This is a genomic window from Streptococcus constellatus, from assembly GCF_902167705.1.
Taxonomy (GTDB): domain Bacteria; phylum Bacillota; class Bacilli; order Lactobacillales; family Streptococcaceae; genus Streptococcus; species Streptococcus constellatus_A.
Genome location: NZ_CABHMZ010000021.1, coordinates 26,087 through 42,518, shown reverse-complemented (window position 1 = coordinate 42,518; position 16,432 = coordinate 26,087). Strand labels below are relative to the sequence as shown.

Sequence of the window (16,432 nt, the reverse complement as noted above, 5' to 3'; positions counted from 1 at the left end):
CCTAGATTAAAAATGGTGGATACGATTCTAATTCTCCACGGATTGCTTTGGCTAATAACTGCGCCTGTACATAAGGTACCAACATCAATTTAACTTTTTCTTTTGTGAAAGGATGTTCAACTTCTGTATGTTTACGCTTCTGCCAAGCTTCAATAAAGATAGCACGTCCTTTTTCGGTTAAAATAACACTTCCATTTTCCTTCATGTCAAAGTGCATTTTATTTAATTGTCCTTTATTTATTAAAGAAAAAACAAAACGATCAACAATATAAGAACGAAATTCCTCTACTAAATCAAGAGCTAAACTGGCACGCCCTGGTCTGTCTGTATGATAAAAACCAACATAGCTATCCAATCCAACAGCCTCTAAAGCAGATTGACACTCGTAGGTTAATAAACTATAGCCAAACGACATAAGAGCATTAACACAATCTTGGGGCGGTCGTCGTGTACGTCCCTTAAACTGAAATGTGTCTTTGTCAGCTAAAACTAGTTCATTGAATGCTCGGAAATATTGATTAGCTGCTTGTCCCTCAATTCCTAGTAAAGTTTCCTTATTCGGCACCGATTGAATCATTTCTAAAGCCCATGTTAATTCTGTATTAATCTCTTCAAATAGCTGATTATCAATTCTATCTCGATGATCACGTTTGAAACGAAGCAAATATTTTCTAGAATTGGATACCTTTGCTAAGATAAAGCGCTTGGCATATTCCGTTGAAAGATCATTATCTGCTAAACGATAATGCTCACGCCTGAGCAAAACATTTCCATTGGTTGGTCCTACAAAGCGACCACAAAAACGTCCTTGAGGAGTATGAAAAGAGAGATTGATTTGATTTTGTGCACACAATTCAATCAAAGATGGTGAGACACCCAAGTATGAGAAACACACAATACCATCAATAATGCGATAAGGAAAGCGACTAACAACCTTTCCTTCTTGCTTGACAACAATATTATCTCGCTCACGCGTTAAATAAAAATTATCTTGGGTAAGATACAAAGTATTCAATAATTTTTTCATAAGCTATCCTCACTCATCAAAGACTGTTTAATGTAATTATTGACGTTACGAGTTTTTTTGCTTAAGCGTGGCATACAGATATCAGCCAAAGAGCATAACGGGCAATTTTTAAAATACTCTGCTTTATCTATGATTTTATTGTCATAATAATAATGCATTTGCGCAGCTAAATCAAAAACTTCCTGACGCAATTCTTTAGTAATTTCAATGACCTTTTTTTGATTTACACTATGGTAATAGAGACAGCCTGTCTCAATGTGGCATTCCAAGGTTTCTTCAAGACAAATAGTTTGTGCTACCAACTGAACAATGTCACGGATATCCCTTTTAGGTTTTCCACGTTTATACTCAACAATACAAGGCAGCCACTTTCCTTGTTTACCTTTCAAATTGACACCATTTTCATCTTTATAAAATTCTACGACATCAAGAATACCATAAAGACCAAGTGCTTTTGATGAAACATGCATAGCTCGTGAAGTGATCATATCCTTACGTTTTTCTTTAATGTAAGGATTATCTGCCTTTTGGTGCAAAATTTGACCATGTGCTGTCGCCTCATTATCCGCCCATTGCTGCTCAATGTGAATTAAGCCCTATTGTCTTTTACAAAACTGGAAATGCTGAATCCCCGATAGCATGAGGTAGTCATTTTCTGAATAGACCATATTAAAGTCCTTCTAAGATATCAACTTTCAGTCCTTTAGCTTCATAATCTGCCAACTTCTCTTGATTAAGATGAATAGCATACTCCTCATAGCTATCCTTGTCTTGCTTTTCTTTGTCAAATTCTAACAAATCAAAGATACGAGCACTTGAAACATTACCTAGTTTACTAGAATGTGTGAACCAGAAAACATCTCTCACACGCATTGAACCTTCTGGGCGAGCTGATGAAGCATCATTTTCAAATAAACTAATCAGAGCTTGCTTAATAACTTCAGCATCTTCATCAGAAAATCCTGTTTTTTCAGCAAAATTTGGATTGATAGAGCCTTTGATAACATATACACCATAATCCACAAAATGTTTTGTTCCCATAGTGTCGGATGAACGTCCACTTTCATTTTTAGCTTCCATACCATTAGTACTACGGGTGATTTGCAAACTAGAAATCACAATTGGCTCTAGAGATTTTGCCATACTGATAGAAATAGGACCACGCACACCTATTGATTTTTTTAAGTAAGTGAAGACTTGACCAAAAGAACGGACATCCAACCATAATTGATTAGCTTTTTCCTCAACTTCACTATCAGGTGTTTTAGAAGTAAATTGATTGGAAAAGCGTTTTTCTAAAGATTTAAAATCGTCTTCAATACGATCTCCTGCTTGCACAAAAATTGATTGCCCCATATCTTGCATGCGGTTTCTAATTTTACGCTTAATAGAAACATCACTCATCAAGCCATGACCTTTTGCGTCCGTCCTAGGCATATTCCCTGACAACGGATCCCCGTTTGCGTTAGCTTCTCTCACTTCAACTGTTGCGATAAAATCAATTTTATGTTCTAACATTTGTTACTCCTCGCTTTCACCTTCATTTTTTGCTTGTTTAAAAGGAAAAACTTACTAAATTTCTGATTATCTTTTCATAAGTTGGTAAATGCCGATATATCCCGTATTTTAGGGCTTTATCGGTATTTTCTTTTTGGAAGATACCTTGCATAAGCTGGCATTTACCAGCATGAAAATGCAACCAAAAGTAGTAAATGAGTAGTAAATATAAGCTCCGATATTAACAAGCCAGTCTTTCCAGTTCTGCTTTTGCAGATTGAAATGTACCGTGTGCATAATAGCCAAGTGTCATGGTTATGTTAGCGTGTCCCATGAGATATTGCAGAGTGTTAGGGTTCATTCCTTTGTTTGCCATATTCGTACAATAAGTATGTCGGAATGAATGTGGTGTGATGTTCGGTAACTTGTCCGTGTGATACTTGTTATACTTCTTAATCAGTCCTCGCACCATGCCCTCATAGTTTCCTGCAACTTTAGGCAAGCCCTCACGGTTTAAGAATAGAAAATTGCTGTAACCACCTACAATCAGCGGTTGTGCTTTTCCTCTGTTCTTTAGTATTCTTTGGATTGCTTGATAAGCCCGTTCTGTCAATGGAAGTTCCCGTTTTCCGTTTTTGGTCTTTGGCGTTTCAATATAGTAGCCGATTTCGCTATCTTTCAATAACTGGTGGTCTATATTGAGTATTCTGTTCTGCATATCAATATGCGTCGTCAGTCCGCAAAATTCAGAAATACGAAGTCCCGTTTCCAGCAGAAGCACAATCTCATCATAATACTTGCTGTAAATCTTATCCGTTTCCATAAAGGCAAGCAGGCGTTCTTCCTGCTCTGGTGTAAGGATAACTTTCTGCTCCGTATCATCTTCCAGAACATCACTTAGCCTAAATTCAAACGGGTTCTTTCTGATACAGTCGTCTTGTATCGCCATGTAAAATGACGCTTTCAAGGAACGCTTATAGTTATCAATCGTTTTGTAGGCATATCCTTTTTCACTCATTCTGATAGCCCATTCTTTAGCGTCCGACTGCTTGACGGTATCAATCGCTCTCATACCCAACGGGTCATTTTTCAGAGCGTTCATAAGATACTGTCGTCCTTTTTCAGTAGCCCTTTTGATGTTCTTTCTTTGGCTGTTCTTCTTGTCGTAGAGCTGGCAGACTGTCATTTTACCGCCTGCTGTGTCGATACCGTCGTTAAGGTCTTTTTTTATCTGTGTTTCTTTTTCCCTCAACGATATATCATCACGTTTTCCAGCAGGTGTCTTGTCTGTCGGTACAAGTTTCCAAGAATAAATAAATTGTGGCTTTCCGTATATATCGGTATATTTATAAACGTATCTTCCGTCTTTTCGCTGGCTCTCTCCATTACGCAAATTGCGATTTTTACTGTCTTTTCGTTTCACATTAGACATAGTGTAAAGCTCCTTTCCGTCATGGAATGAGCCGTGATACGCTACATTTATTATACCATATCTACGGCTCAATGACATTAGATTTCGTCCAATGTATCTATGATTTTTTCAAATTGTTTTCGCTTAATCTGAATACGGTTACCGTTCACGATAACCCAGCCAGCGTCAATGTTTTCTTCGGCTAATTTACGCAATTTCTTTTCGCCAATGCGGAAGTATTTGGATGCTTCTTCAATCGTCAGCGTATATTTTTCCCAGATAGGCACATCAGTATTGTTCATAATCTATGCACCCCCTTTACTGTGTGTCATTTTTTTCAAGCAGGCAGACGGCTTTGGAAAGCTCCGTTAGTATCTCAACTATTCCCATTCTTGTGGGCAGAACCGCACCATGCGGACGTATCATTATTCTGTGAGGATAGGTCGTGGCAAAGCGACTTTTCCAACGGTCGCTCTCGGATCACTGCGTGGATCGCTCGCTTTCTTTTGAAAAGGTCGTGGCGTACAGTTCCCGTGGCTCGCTATCTCACAAACGTATCTGTCTGCTTTATTCAGTTTTCAAAGAGCTGTGGCGAAAGCGGTATGCTTTCATGTAAAAGCAGGGAGCAGAGCAGGAAAGAGGGGATTAAACAAATCATGCTCTGCGGTTACTGCTTGTTATTCTTCGGTTTCTAAAGGAATATCAAAGTCCAAAATCATTTTAATAAGTGCTTCTCTGATACGTCCTTTTAATTCCATGTCTACGACTATGCAGACATTACCATATTTGTCGTAGAACGGACGCAAACAACATTTTGATATGTACGGGTCATACAATGCCAGTATCTTTTCAATCGCATTTACGTTGCCGTCCACAGCCGACGAGATAAGGTAAAATGACGGGCGTGTGTTATTCATCATTCATGTTCTCCTTTAATTTTTTCTTGATTTCTTCAAGTGAGTTCTTCCTACTGCGGAACGACGTTGAACGGTTAATCTTTAATCTGTCGCCGATTTCTGTATCGCTCATGCCTAAGAAGAAATACATCAACAAGATTTCTCTGTCTTTTTCAGACAGATACTTAATCGCTTCTGCTAAATCATCATCAAGGACACGAACCTCAATACCACATACATCAAAGGCGGTATAATCGCTTTCATATTCGTCCCAGACTGCCAGCTTTTCCACGACGATTTCTGGAAGTTCACAATAGGAAATTTCCTTATTTCTTCGTCGCTTTAATTCTTTGCGATAATTACGGACAATACCTTTTACTACACGTTTGAGCTTGCAGTCGAATTGACATTGTATTGTCTTTTGGAAGTCCGACGGTTTCATATCATCACACCCCCTTTCTGTTATGACGTGAAAAGTGTTTATCCCTCTTTCCGCACCATATCTGTACAGCAAGGTGTGATTTGTTGCATAAATTTGAAAAAAAGTGAAAAAATTTTTTCGGGTACAAAAAAAGCCCGCACAAAACATATAGTCTGTACGAGCTATTAAAGCTGTGAGATATTCAGTTGTTGATAAAATGCTGTTAGGTAGTGTATGACCGTATAAGATTATGCTTAAAACTTTCCATAATACAAGCCCCCTTACAGCACTTGATTTCTGTTAAACTTTTGTCTTTTTTGTAATCTTGTAAATATATTCTTCTGGCGTAGGGTGTTTGTTTCCAAAATACTTTCTGAAATTTGCCTGCACTTCTGGGTCGGTGCTGTTCATAGCTTCATCAATCGTCGCTTCAATATCAGCCCGAACATCAGCCAATGATACACCGCCAGCTTTTGCACCAGCTTTCAGTGCTTTTTTAATATCTCGTTTTTTCAATCCTATCATAAGCTCTCCTTTGTATTTAAAAAGGGTACAACTACTTTCAACCACTCGTCAGGCAAATATATTGCTAAATATCCATGATTATATCCTTTCGCTTCGTATATTTGACATGAAGGAACTAATTCTTTAAAGAGTTGTGCCGACTTCTTTACACATTTCATTTCTTTTGAACCATAACAATACATAATTTGTGCTTTCGTTTTAGAAATATCTTCTTTTAACTGATATTCTGCCATGTATGTGCGATACATATTATAAAGTGTATTCTTCTTTAATAAGGGCATATCATGTATATAATAATTTTCAATTTCTTTTGTAAATCTCATATTAGGAAACAATCGTAGCAAAACCATTTGACATTTGCACGAAAATCTACTAAACATCAATCCCCCAAAAAGACGGACTGTGGCAATACAAAATTTTTCCAATTTGGGTTGTGGATAACAAATACTTCCGTCTATGATAGCTTTTTGAGAAATATCAGCTTTAAGAGAAAGCATTTCTATCACAATCTGCCCCCCTAAAGATACACCACAAAGCAGAAAAAGCTGTCCATTACAATTTTGATTTATATACGAGATTAGTTTTTGGGCGCTATCTATTGTAGAGACATATTCTGTATTATATTCTTCTCCATGTCCATCTAGAGTTGGCAAAATAACATGATACTCTTTAGACAATGCTTTTGCTTGTCTTAAATAATTCCACCATGAATTTCCACCGCCATGAATTAACATAATATGCTGATTTTCTTTATCTCCAAACTCATGGAATTTCATTTATATTTCCTCCTCAAAAATCTGTTCTGTAATATTTTCTAATAGTTTTTTTACTGTACTTTCAATTTCCTCTTTGACTAATAAATCACTGTTTTGTAAACAAAGATTAACAAGCTGTATAAAATTTATAACAGCATTAAAGTTAATATTTTTCTTTGGCTTATCTATATATTTAATATTTTTTTTCATAGAAGTTCTTATGGTTTCAAAAGATTGATTTCTTTCTGTTCGTAAAAGAATAGCAGTTAAATCATCTCTTGATAAATATCGAAAAATGTTTTTTTCATCTCTCAGAAAAAAGAATGAATATAAATCTATAAATTCCGATTTTGTTATTTTTCCATTACATTCTAAAATCTTAAAAAAACGATTTTCCAAGTTGTGCTGCGACTCTTCCATAATAGATAAAATTAAATCCTCTTTTGAGTTATAAAAATTGTAAAATGTACCCGTTGAAATGCCTGTGGTTTTTGCTAACTCTCTAATATTAAGCTGTTTATATCCTTTTTCTCTAATTAAATTAATACAATTTTGTTTTATAATTTTATACAAAGACTGTTTCCTTGCGTCTGAAAAAATTTTAGGCATATTTTTTCTCCTTTAATTTAAGTGATAAAATAAACGGTATGTTTATGTGTTCATTTTATCACTTTCTACAATTTAATACAACTGTATTTTATAAGTGCAAGCTAAAAGCTTAATTTACAATCTTCCAGTTACTATCCTTATGTAACACAAGCTCATACTGTGATACCTGCGTCGCTTTTGTCTGATTATCAATGAATTTTACCGCTACATTGACTTTCACATTATCCCCGTTCTTTGTAAAGATAGGGTTTACCAATTCAGAATAAAAGTAGTCCCTGCCGATAGGTTCAATCACATTTCCAGCTACATAGTAGGCAAGCTCTTTTTCTGTGGCTGTTGGGTAGAGCTTAAAGAATGTTTCCAGAAATGCGGTAGCGTCATTGACAGTATCAGCGTCTACGCTTGTGTCTGCTTCTGGTGTCTTAAGCTCATAGTCTGATTTTTCAACTGCTGGTGCAAGGGTAGGGTTTTGAACGATTACCATATCCCCGTCAGCGTCCACATGAACTTTTACGGTATAGGTTGCTTTCACATTGTTTGTCTGTTCTCCCTCTTTTATCTGCTGATCTACTTCGTAGGTAGCAGAAAAAGTGTCCGTTCCCGATTGCTCGATATGCCATACAATCACATCTGTAACCGTAGAGCTGGTCGGTATATCGTTTCTAATGGTATCTATATTCAAGTCCTGCAATTCCTTTGTCAGATAACCGCTGATTGCCTGCGTCCTTGCTTCAATCGCTTCTTTGCTGTTATTCCATGTGTAATAAGACTTCGCAAAGTTCTTCACGAAATTTTCTATCCCGTTGGTGTCCTGCAAGCGAAGTTCAATGATTTCTTTTTCGTGGGTCGTGTGCTGGTCGATAGCGGTAAAATTCTTATATACCCCAAAGCTCACGCTTGCGATAAGCACCACCCATAACACAATCACGGTTTTCTTATGTGTGCCTACCTTGACAGTACGCACCTTTTTTTCTTTGACATTTTCTGTCTGTTTCTTATTTTTCTTAAACATATTTTCAAGTCCTTTCTATTGTTTTACTCGTCCTGCACCGATTAAGTGCTGTTGCCAGTAACTACTACTTAGGTCTGCATATCCTATCGGGTCGCCTGCATGGTACATCTGGTTATTTCCTACATAAATACCGACGTGAGTTACATACGAACCAGCGTTATAAGTAGAATGGAAAAATACCAAGTCCCCAGCCTTTGCCTGCGAGAGTGGAAGATGTTGGGTTGCGTCATACTGGGCTTGTGCTGTTCTCGGTAAGGAGATACCAGCTTTTCCATAGCACCATTGCACAAGTCCGCTACAATCAAAGGAAGTGTTCGGGTTACTGCCACCATACACATACTTCCAGCCTTGATATTTCAACGCTTCATTCATAATCGCTTGTGCCGTCGCATTATCAAAGTGTGCCACAGTCAGATATTGATTGACTAATTCCACATAGAACATATTTCCATAGCCATATCGCCAGCCCCCGTTCTTCGCAACGGCTATCGGGTTGGTGTAGGTTACTTTCTTTCCACCCGATTTCTCACGGGCGAAGCTCTCTGCAAGATTATAGGTATGTTTCTTTCCTTTTCCTGCCACATAGCCCACATAGCCACCGCCATAGTTATAGGACTGTATTGCTACATTCAAATCGTCGATACCTTGATTTTTGCAGGAAGAAAGCAGGGACGCAAAATATTTACACCCCTGCTTGATTGAACTTTCCGTATCTAAGGAATTAGGCGGTAAACCAAGACTTTCCGAACTCTGCATAACATCTTCTGCCGTACCGCCACTTTCTACTTGAATGATAGCCAATAGCACATTGACATATTCGGAAATGCCGTATTCTCTGGCGTATTTTTCCACCATAGGCTGATGTTTCAAGACTTCTGCGGATAAATTCATACCCGTAATGCCGGAAGAAAAGTTGCTGTTCTCGTCGTCGCTGTCCGCACTAATGAGGACACCAAAGAAAAGCACCAGAGAAAAGAGGATAGGAAACAGACTGCCAATGAGAGCGATATGTTTCAGTTTCATTTTTTCTTCTGTCCTTTCTTCGTTACAAGGTTACGGGTTTTCTCTAAGGTCTGCTGGTTCTTCTGGACGGTTTGCGTCTGCTGAACCTTTGTCCTGCGGTCTTTGGTGTAATTCTGGCGTGTTTCCTGCGATACCACTTTTTCTACATTCTGCCTATGTACTGTCTGTGTAGGCTGGGTCGTTTTCCTATCAGAAGCACCAGAAGATAACGGACGCTCTTTTACAACATTCGTCTTGACTGGCTCACTTATCTTTGAAGTGGTCGCTGTGGCAGGGCGTTTGACTTCCTGCATTTTTTCTGCACTCGGCTTTGAAAGGGTTGAAGCTGTGGCTGGTCGCTCATGGGGACGGGTAGCTCCCGTTGTCGCTGATCCGTCAGCCTTTCGCTGTGCCTGCCTTGCTTCTTGTGCCTTTTGAAGCTCCATACGCTTATCAGCGATATTCTGTCTATGCTGTTCCTGCTTTTCCAATCGTCCCGTCTGTCTGGACTGCTGTTCCTGCACCATGCCACGCTTGAAGTCGGACACGCTGGACTTTGCCTTTTCCTTTGCGGAATACACCGCATAAGCGGTCTGTGTCGGCATATCTTTGATATTCTCTTTGACAGCGTTTGCTTTGTCTTTCACTTTATTTTTCGTATCTAAGACAGCACCCACCTTTGAACCTGCACGCTGTCCCATGCTGGAAGTGGTATTGCCCCGATTTTCTTTAGAAACTGTATTTTTTCTTTCAGCTCGTTTTCCAGCAACGGCACTTCCAGCCACCGCACCAGCGACACCGCCCGAAATACCGCCAGCACTTACCGCCCTTGCAATACGGTGTTCCATACGCCTAGCCCTATGTCGCATAAACAGATACGGTCTGCGGAAAATTCTTCGTCCCATGCTTTGACTGTCATTAGCGTTCAAAGAGAACATACTCACTAAATCGCCCAGCTTCATATAGATACCAGCGAAACATACTATCTGCAAGAACGCCACCATAAAGAACGGGTAATCCGTGGAAATGTTATAAAACATACTGGAAATGCTGAACGCCACCGTTACAATGAGCGTTATTCCTGCCCGTGTCATTATGGTATTAAACACTCTCACGATTGCCTGCTTTGCCATGCTTTCATAGCTCGGTATCATAGAGAGCAGAAAACTAATAGGCAAGAACATAGCGAAAATGATAAAAAGTATCTGGCTGAACAACATCATACCCGTAAGCAAGAATACAAATATTGTTATTCCTAAATTGAAGAACAGTAGGAAGAACACCATACCTAAACGGTTTACGACCTGTGGTATCGTCAGATTGTTGTTGTCGTTGTCCTCGATTTCTGTTTTCACGACTTCTTCTCTGGTTTTCCCGTCCTCGTCCTCTGGGCTTGCCGATACAAGAGCTTCTACACGGTCTGTCCCGATTTCCTCTGCGTTGCTGTTACCGAATTGAAGTAAGAGCCACGGCTGTTCCACTTGAATAGAAAATAAGCTGTCCCGTATCAAGTCCACGCTGTCCTTGCCCTCGCTGTCAGAGTTGGGGAGCATGATTTTTGTTCCTAAGTCAAGTGAAGCGGTACTGATGTCGCTTGAAAATTCATTTATCTTCTTGATATAGTCGGGAGCATAGGCAATAAACGAAGCGGACAGCACGAATACCACCACAAAGTTGATAACAGCGTGAAGTGCCTTGCTGGTTTCTCTTTTTATCAGTCCCGTATAGGAAACATAAAGTCCCACCACTAAGATAATGAGAAGCAGGAAACCAACATAGAAGCCAGAGCTGGAAAAACCGTTTGCTGTAACACCAGCAAGGGTCTGTATGCTTTTTCCGATACTGTCTGCCATATCGTTAATAAAATCAAGTTTATAGGCTTCCTGCACCACATAGCCCGTTGCATTGCTTAAATAAAGGCTTATCGTCCAGACAAAATTAGTGATACAGTAAAGCCCGTACTGCACACTTTTTCCAATCCCGTCCAGCCAGTTCCACGGAAGCCACGACCAGCTATTATCTACATAAAAATCAAGCTGATAATTCGACAGCGGATATTTTGAGTAAAGATTTTCTGCGTTTATGGTATCGTCTACAAGTCCTGTCGCATGAGCCACCGTCCCCAAAAGTGAAAGCAGGATAAGGGAGAGTGCCACGACAAACAGAGCCATTTTGAGAAAGTGGAAAATCTTCTTTTTTGTGAACGCACCTTTTATCCTTTCTTTCATCACTCCACCTCATTTCTCTGTATAGGCGGTCTGGTATCAAAGGCGTGTAGCAATTCTTCAAAGACTGGGTGTATCTGTACCACACCGACACGCCCGTATAAGTCCTGCAATAAGCATTGTCCGTTCTCCAAATCACGCAAGCGTTTCTGGTTGTTCTCGTCGTCCTTGTCGATACCGAAAAACTCTAAGGTCTGCTTTATCTCGTTAATGTCAGTAGAACGAAAGGCAAATTTCAAGCCGATATTGTTTTTCAGACTTTCTTTTGACACGTCGCCAGAAGATTGTGTAACAAAATAAACGCCTGCCTGCATAGCTCGCCCAGCACGAACCAGCTTATTTGATAAGGTTTCGCCTTGTGCCACATTTAAGAACGCCCATGCTTCGTCCAAATCTACAATCTTAAAAATACTTCTGTCCGAATGGATAAAATCAAGGGCAAAGGTGCTAATCACAATCAGCATAGACACCGACAACAATTCAATGGTCGTGTATTCCTCAAAAGTGGTATCTTTATCTGGCAACACAAGGTCTGCTACTTGAATGATATTGAGCTGGTTATCAAGGCTGATTGCATTTTCCACCGTACCGTCTGAAAACAGCAGATGTGCAAAGTCGTAGTCCGTGAAGCTGTCGATATGGTCTGCAATATTTCTTGATATGGGCGTATCTTCACTGCGTAGCTCGTCTATCACATGGAGCAAGCCCCGACTGTCGCTCTGGGTAACGGAACGCACCGCTTTACGTAACACGGGGAATTTTTCGCCATCCCTAGAAGAAATACCCGTAAGGAATGTTAAGATGTCGATTGCCAGACTTTCAGCGTCTTTTACATTCTTCATAATCACGAATGGGTCAAGAAGTCCTGCATTTTCTTTTTCGCTTGTGAGATTGACAATGTTTATCTCATGGGCTATCTCTGGGAGCGTTTCTTTCCAGTTGCCACGCTCTGATTTTGGGTCTAAGATAACCGCTTGTCCCCCAAAGAGAACAGAGTAGTACACAAGAAGATTGTTGCAGAACGACTTTCCACCGCCAAGCGAACCGACAAAAGCAGACGCTAAAGCGTTGGTAACTGTACCTTTTACACCTTGACTGGCAAGGGACGGTTGCAGGTACACATTTCTTCCCGTATCAACGGAATAGCCCATATAGATACCCGTAGTTTCTCCTAACTGCTGGGTCGCTCCAAAGCCAAGCCCAGCCAAGAAGTCTGATTTTACATACTGCACATAGTCATTGATATATCGCTTGCTGGCAGGAAGAAATTCAGAATGAAGCCCCAGCATATCCCCAGCAGGACGCACCAGCTTTACATTGAGGTCGTCGTAAAAGTCCTTGACTTCATCACAACGGCGTTTCAGCTCGTCAAGATCGGGTGCAGACACCCGTATCACGTAGCTTAACTTATACATACTTTCTTTGCTCTGGTCTAAGTCCGTTTCCAGTTCGTCCACACTGTCTAATGCGTCCACCACATTTGAGCTGGTTTCACTTCCTGCTTGATAAGCGTGATTGTCAAGGTCTTTCAATTCCTTTTTCTTATTTCTTACGGTGGTAAGTGCTTTTCGGTTCTCCACGATTTCTACATTCATAGAAGTATCAACGGGGAATGTGAATTGCTGTTGCTGGAAATAGAAGATTTCACTTGACGGAAAATCAAGCTCGCCTACAATCGCATTGACGGTAAAATAGGACACATAGCTTTCCTTGTCCTCATGTTCCAAGCGTAAATACCGCTGGCTTTCCTCAATCACACACCTTGTCGGACGGATAAGGTCGTAGTATTTTATCAGCGTTTCTTTGTTCAATTTCTTCTTTGGTAGCTGGTACTCATAATCTTCATAGGCAATACCGTCCCTACCGTAAAGATGTTCCATGAGATACCCAAAATCATTGATTTCCAAGCGACGCACCTTAAAGCGACGGGAGATTTTATTTTCCAGTAACTTTTCCATTTTCATGTAACGGTTGATTTCATCATTCGGCATGGAAACAAAGTCATTCATCAGCGTGTGGTTCACTTCATGGAGAAATTCCGTGAACGTCAGCCACGTCGATTTTTTGATGTTCTTCAGATTGAGCTGTTCTTCCGTAACCATGAGCTTAAAGCCGAGAAAAAAGCGGTAGTCCACTTGATTGTCCCCAATCATAGATACTAACGCTTCGGTCTGTTCGTCTATCTTCTGATAGGCAACTTCCTTTAATTTTCCAGTTACCAGCTTCTTTGACTGCTCCTGCATACTTCGTATGGAACTTTCTGTGGCAATCTGCAACGCATGAATTTTACCCTCACGGGACTGTGCGATGAGCTGTCGAAAGCTGTCATGCACGATAAATTTTTGCTCTGCGGATAGAAAAGAATAGTTGTACGGTATCAGCTCATAGTAAGCGAACACCTCATTGTCCTTGTTCCAGACAAGGTTATTGTCAATATATTTTATCGGGAACATAGTTCACACTCCTTACTGCCGTGATTGTTTCATTCAATATCTGCTTATGCAGTTTTACGGCTTTTCCTGCATAAGTGATTTTAGGTCGCAGGGCATAGGTTATCTGTGATTTCAAAAAGCTGTACGGCTTCTTTCCGTCAAAGGTTTTCTGCGACATAAACCAAGTAAGAGCAACGGGAATACCAAAGTATTTGAGAAATGCTCCCTCAATCATGGAAAGTGGGGGAATATCCCCAAACAGAATGATGATAAATTCTGTAATCACAAACCATGTAATCTGTGTAAAAGTAACGGGAAAGGGTAAGTTAAAGTCATTGATTGCATACAAGACTTTTTCCACGTTCCAGATACCCGTGTAGCTTTTAATCTTTTTCAAGTTCTTTCAGCTCCTTTCGTAAGTTTCTAAATAGAAAAGGACAGCCATGTTTCAGACTGTCCCTTAAAAGAGAAATACGCTGTCAGTAACAACCATGCTTGTCGCTGATCTTCCAGCGTTAATATGGTATCTCGCACATACCTCGGCTTGTTTCAATAAAGCAACCACCCATATCCAAATCTCGCCCGTAGGCTTCATAGTCAATGTAGTTCTGTAAGCTGGGTGGAATGTCGCCAAGTGCCTGCAATTCGTCTATGTAGTAGTAGGCAACGTCTGTCATAGTTTCACAGTCGGGATAATAATAAATATCGTCCTTGTGTTCCACGACTTCTTCCAGCGTCCCGTAGTGGCTGATAAATTCGTCCAGACACTCTACGATATAGTCGGGAAGTTCCTCTATCATTTCATACATCTCATTGAGTTCTTCAATGGAAACATACTCGCCAATCGCAATGGGGAAGTTATCGGTATCATGGATAGCGTATTCCTCATATTGTTCATTCAAGCCGATTTTTTCTTTCACATCTTCCTCGTCAATAGGAAACGTGAACCAAGCACCGACTAAATAGCCCTCATTGTATTTGCCAAGATTAGCAATGTAAACCGCCATATCATCAATCATAAGCACCACCTCATTTCCTACTCTGGCAGTTCAAAGATACCGTGTTCCGTTACTAAAAATTTCCCGTGTTCCTGCAAGTGAGAGGCGTAGGCTTCAAAGTCAAAATAGTATTCTTGACAGTCCTCGGATAAATGCTTGAACGTCGGGTCGTTCATCAGCTTTTGCCTTGCAACATCTATCATGCTTTTGCAGTCGGGATAAACCGTAATCACATTTCTGCAAATATAAAGTGCTTCTAAATTTTCATACACCGTAAGTAGTGATACATATTCTTCCTGCATATCACTTGAAAGCTGGCGGTACATAAAATCTAATTCGTTGAGCTGGTACACGCTGGTGTGTTCGTGGACTTCATCAGCATAAGGCAACACCTTTTCGATAATACGATAATCTTGACTTTCTGCACCGATACCTAACTTTTCTTCAAACTCGGCAACATCTATCGGTAGGTCGAACCAGTATGATGTTGTTTCTTCGCCAGTTGTTCCTCTCGTTTCCACCAGCACCCTTGTTTCCTGCATTGTTCCTCACGTCCTTTCTGTTGTTTCATCACATCTTTTAAGGTCTGGTACGACATACCAAACACATATTTAGAAAAATCTTCTAACTGTCTTTCTTCATAGTCGGCAGGGTTCAGTCGTTTCATTTCATGCCATACCTTACGCTTGTAAGAGGGCAGGTCGGAAATGTATTCACAGCCGACGTTTGCCTGCATATCCTTAAAAATATCGCTCATTTCATCACTCCAATCTGAAATTTTGGTAAGAAAAAAGCAGTCAATCCTAAGACTAACTGCTTTGTGTGTATGGATATGAAATTGTTTATCAGACATATTGTTTGAAAAATACATTTAACTTTTGCCCTAGTAGTGTTGGCGTATCTGTATTTACTTCATGTCCTGCATTTTCAATAATAGCTATTTCTGCGTTTTCTATCTGTTGTTGCAATTCTAAAGAAGCTTTTTTATTTATCTTATCCTTATCGCCACAGACAACAAGTACCGAACATGATATTTTTTTCAGTTCATGTTTAAAATTAAGTTCTGTCATAGATTTGCATAGATTGATAAAATCTGTTTTCTGAAAGCCCATTTTTTCAAATGCTGAACAAGGCATAATACGGAATATCAGATTTTGCATTTTTAACAGATACTTTGGCATTTCATATTGTGTGCCTATTAACACTAATGAGTTCATTTTTTCTGGGTGTTCTATCGCATACTGCATAGCAAGAATACCACCTAAAGAAAGTCCACAAATATTTAGCGGTTCTTCAAACTGTTCACAGTATGTTTCCAATGTCCGATACAATGTATCATAACATGGTGTTTTCCCAGAAAGCCAATCTGATAAATTAGGGCATAAAACTTCAAAATCATCATTGAATACTTTTACGGTATCACTCCAACTTTCAGAAGATTGTCCCAAACCATGAAGCATTATATATTTCATTTCATCACTCCTAGATACTGTGTTTCATATCCACATTATAACATTCTCATATCAGCACCACAATAAAATTCTATGCACCGATAATCTTATTGAACAGCTCTAACAGACACCATTTCATCACTCCAATCTGAAATTTTGATAAGAAAAAAG

Annotated in this window: 18 protein-coding genes and 1 pseudogene; all 19 read right to left on the bottom strand. The window is 39.7% G+C overall.

Going from position 1 to position 16,432, the window contains the following annotated elements; genetic code table 11:
* Position 1: 1 nt before the first annotated feature.
* The 19 genes and pseudogenes from cas1c to FQ204_RS06075 all read right to left on the bottom strand — a co-directional run bounded on the left by cas1c (position 2) and on the right by FQ204_RS06075 (position 16,282).
* On the bottom strand, positions 2-1,027 hold the full coding sequence (cas1c, locus tag FQ204_RS06170; protein ID WP_144209904.1) for a type I-C CRISPR-associated endonuclease Cas1c: 1,026 nt from the start codon (positions 1,025-1,027) through the stop codon (positions 2-4).
* A pseudogene (cas4, locus tag FQ204_RS06165) lies at positions 1,024-1,695 on the bottom strand (CRISPR-associated protein Cas4). The gene cas1c and the pseudogene cas4 overlap by 4 nt, the downstream one beginning before the upstream one ends.
* Position 1,696: 1 nt before the next feature.
* Positions 1,697-2,545, bottom strand: a complete 849-nt coding sequence (gene cas7c, locus FQ204_RS06160; protein ID WP_144209899.1) for a type I-C CRISPR-associated protein Cas7/Csd2 — start codon at positions 2,543-2,545, stop codon at positions 1,697-1,699.
* 220 nt (positions 2,546-2,765) lie between these two features.
* A complete protein-coding gene (locus tag FQ204_RS06155; protein ID WP_144209896.1) occupies positions 2,766-3,956 on the bottom strand; it encodes a tyrosine-type recombinase/integrase in 1,191 nt (396 codons plus the stop codon).
* A 77-nt stretch (positions 3,957-4,033) separates the two neighbouring features.
* Positions 4,034-4,237 (bottom strand): excisionase, encoded by a 204-nt coding sequence (locus FQ204_RS06150; RefSeq protein WP_004613735.1) that lies wholly within the window; start codon positions 4,235-4,237, stop codon positions 4,034-4,036.
* A gap of 375 nt (positions 4,238-4,612) precedes the next feature.
* Entirely contained in the window at positions 4,613-4,855 is a 243-nt protein-coding gene (locus tag FQ204_RS06140) for a helix-turn-helix domain-containing protein (protein ID WP_008787631.1), read from the bottom strand.
* Positions 4,845-5,273, bottom strand: coding sequence for an RNA polymerase sigma factor (locus FQ204_RS06135; protein WP_008787630.1), 429 nt, complete (start codon positions 5,271-5,273; stop codon positions 4,845-4,847). Before FQ204_RS06135 ends, FQ204_RS06140 begins: the two co-directional genes overlap by 11 nt.
* Before the next feature lie 279 nt (positions 5,274-5,552).
* Complete coding sequence (locus FQ204_RS06130) at positions 5,553-5,777, bottom strand: hypothetical protein (protein ID WP_117576203.1); 225 nt, start codon at positions 5,775-5,777, stop codon at positions 5,553-5,555.
* Positions 5,774-6,553 (bottom strand): alpha/beta hydrolase, encoded by a 780-nt coding sequence (locus FQ204_RS06125; protein WP_117576204.1) that lies wholly within the window; start codon positions 6,551-6,553, stop codon positions 5,774-5,776. The genes FQ204_RS06130 and FQ204_RS06125 overlap by 4 nt, the downstream gene beginning before the upstream one ends.
* Positions 6,554-7,141, bottom strand: a complete 588-nt coding sequence (locus FQ204_RS06120) for a TetR/AcrR family transcriptional regulator (RefSeq protein WP_117576205.1) — start codon at positions 7,139-7,141, stop codon at positions 6,554-6,556.
* Between the two features lie 109 nt (positions 7,142-7,250).
* Positions 7,251-8,153: a conjugal transfer protein gene (locus FQ204_RS06115; RefSeq protein WP_117576206.1), complete on the bottom strand. Its 903-nt coding sequence runs from the start codon at positions 8,151-8,153 to the stop codon at positions 7,251-7,253.
* Positions 8,154-8,168: 15 nt separating this feature from the next.
* Positions 8,169-9,176 carry a lysozyme family protein gene (locus FQ204_RS06110; RefSeq protein ID WP_144209893.1) on the bottom strand — a complete coding sequence of 336 codons (1,008 nt, stop codon included), beginning with the start codon at positions 9,174-9,176 and terminating at the stop codon, positions 8,169-8,171.
* Positions 9,173-11,383: a CD3337/EF1877 family mobilome membrane protein gene (locus tag FQ204_RS06105; protein ID WP_144209890.1), complete on the bottom strand. Its 2,211-nt coding sequence runs from the start codon at positions 11,381-11,383 to the stop codon at positions 9,173-9,175. Before FQ204_RS06105 ends, FQ204_RS06110 begins: the two co-directional genes overlap by 4 nt.
* A complete protein-coding gene (locus FQ204_RS06100; protein WP_144209887.1) occupies positions 11,383-13,833 on the bottom strand; it encodes an ATP-binding protein in 2,451 nt (816 codons plus the stop codon). The genes FQ204_RS06105 and FQ204_RS06100 overlap by 1 nt, the downstream gene beginning before the upstream one ends.
* Positions 13,811-14,209 (bottom strand): conjugal transfer protein, encoded by a 399-nt coding sequence (locus FQ204_RS06095; protein WP_003061368.1) that lies wholly within the window; start codon positions 14,207-14,209, stop codon positions 13,811-13,813. Before FQ204_RS06095 ends, FQ204_RS06100 begins: the two co-directional genes overlap by 23 nt.
* A 118-nt stretch (positions 14,210-14,327) precedes the next feature.
* Positions 14,328-14,831 (bottom strand): antirestriction protein ArdA, encoded by a 504-nt coding sequence (locus tag FQ204_RS06090; protein WP_002323345.1) that lies wholly within the window; start codon positions 14,829-14,831, stop codon positions 14,328-14,330.
* A gap of 17 nt (positions 14,832-14,848) precedes the next feature.
* On the bottom strand, positions 14,849-15,352 hold the full coding sequence (locus FQ204_RS06085; RefSeq protein WP_105309507.1) for an antirestriction protein ArdA: 504 nt from the start codon (positions 15,350-15,352) through the stop codon (positions 14,849-14,851).
* Positions 15,271-15,567 carry a conjugal transfer protein gene (locus FQ204_RS06080; protein ID WP_144210053.1) on the bottom strand — a complete coding sequence of 99 codons (297 nt, stop codon included), beginning with the start codon at positions 15,565-15,567 and terminating at the stop codon, positions 15,271-15,273. Before FQ204_RS06080 ends, FQ204_RS06085 begins: the two co-directional genes overlap by 82 nt.
* Before the next feature lie 88 nt (positions 15,568-15,655).
* Positions 15,656-16,282 (bottom strand): alpha/beta fold hydrolase, encoded by a 627-nt coding sequence (locus tag FQ204_RS06075; RefSeq protein ID WP_105309505.1) that lies wholly within the window; start codon positions 16,280-16,282, stop codon positions 15,656-15,658.
* Positions 16,283-16,432: the final 150 nt, after the last annotated feature.

Excerpts from the sequence above, each read along its gene's own strand:
- cas1c (WP_144209904.1), bottom strand. The coding sequence starts at position 1,027 with ATGAAAAAATTATTGAATACTTTGTATCTTACCCAAGATAATTTTTAT.
- cas7c (WP_144209899.1), bottom strand. The coding sequence starts at position 2,545 with ATGTTAGAACATAAAATTGATTTTATCGCAACAGTTGAAGTGAGAGAA.
- FQ204_RS06155 (WP_144209896.1), bottom strand. The coding sequence starts at position 3,956 with ATGTCTAATGTGAAACGAAAAGACAGTAAAAATCGCAATTTGCGTAAT.
- FQ204_RS06150 (WP_004613735.1), bottom strand. The coding sequence starts at position 4,237 with ATGAACAATACTGATGTGCCTATCTGGGAAAAATATACGCTGACGATT.
- FQ204_RS06140 (WP_008787631.1), bottom strand. The coding sequence starts at position 4,855 with ATGATGAATAACACACGCCCGTCATTTTACCTTATCTCGTCGGCTGTG.
- FQ204_RS06135 (WP_008787630.1), bottom strand. The coding sequence starts at position 5,273 with ATGAAACCGTCGGACTTCCAAAAGACAATACAATGTCAATTCGACTGC.
- FQ204_RS06130 (WP_117576203.1), bottom strand. The coding sequence starts at position 5,777 with ATGATAGGATTGAAAAAACGAGATATTAAAAAAGCACTGAAAGCTGGT.
- FQ204_RS06125 (WP_117576204.1), bottom strand. The coding sequence starts at position 6,553 with ATGAAATTCCATGAGTTTGGAGATAAAGAAAATCAGCATATTATGTTA.
- FQ204_RS06120 (WP_117576205.1), bottom strand. The coding sequence starts at position 7,141 with ATGCCTAAAATTTTTTCAGACGCAAGGAAACAGTCTTTGTATAAAATT.
- FQ204_RS06115 (WP_117576206.1), bottom strand. The coding sequence starts at position 8,153 with ATGTTTAAGAAAAATAAGAAACAGACAGAAAATGTCAAAGAAAAAAAG.
- FQ204_RS06110 (WP_144209893.1), bottom strand. The coding sequence starts at position 9,176 with ATGAAACTGAAACATATCGCTCTCATTGGCAGTCTGTTTCCTATCCTC.
- FQ204_RS06105 (WP_144209890.1), bottom strand. The coding sequence starts at position 11,383 with ATGAAAGAAAGGATAAAAGGTGCGTTCACAAAAAAGAAGATTTTCCAC.
- FQ204_RS06100 (WP_144209887.1), bottom strand. The coding sequence starts at position 13,833 with ATGTTCCCGATAAAATATATTGACAATAACCTTGTCTGGAACAAGGAC.
- FQ204_RS06090 (WP_002323345.1), bottom strand. The coding sequence starts at position 14,831 with ATGATTGATGATATGGCGGTTTACATTGCTAATCTTGGCAAATACAAT.
- FQ204_RS06085 (WP_105309507.1), bottom strand. The coding sequence starts at position 15,352 with ATGCAGGAAACAAGGGTGCTGGTGGAAACGAGAGGAACAACTGGCGAA.
- FQ204_RS06080 (WP_144210053.1), bottom strand. The coding sequence starts at position 15,567 with ATGAGCGATATTTTTAAGGATATGCAGGCAAACGTCGGCTGTGAATAC.
- FQ204_RS06075 (WP_105309505.1), bottom strand. The coding sequence starts at position 16,282 with ATGAAATATATAATGCTTCATGGTTTGGGACAATCTTCTGAAAGTTGG.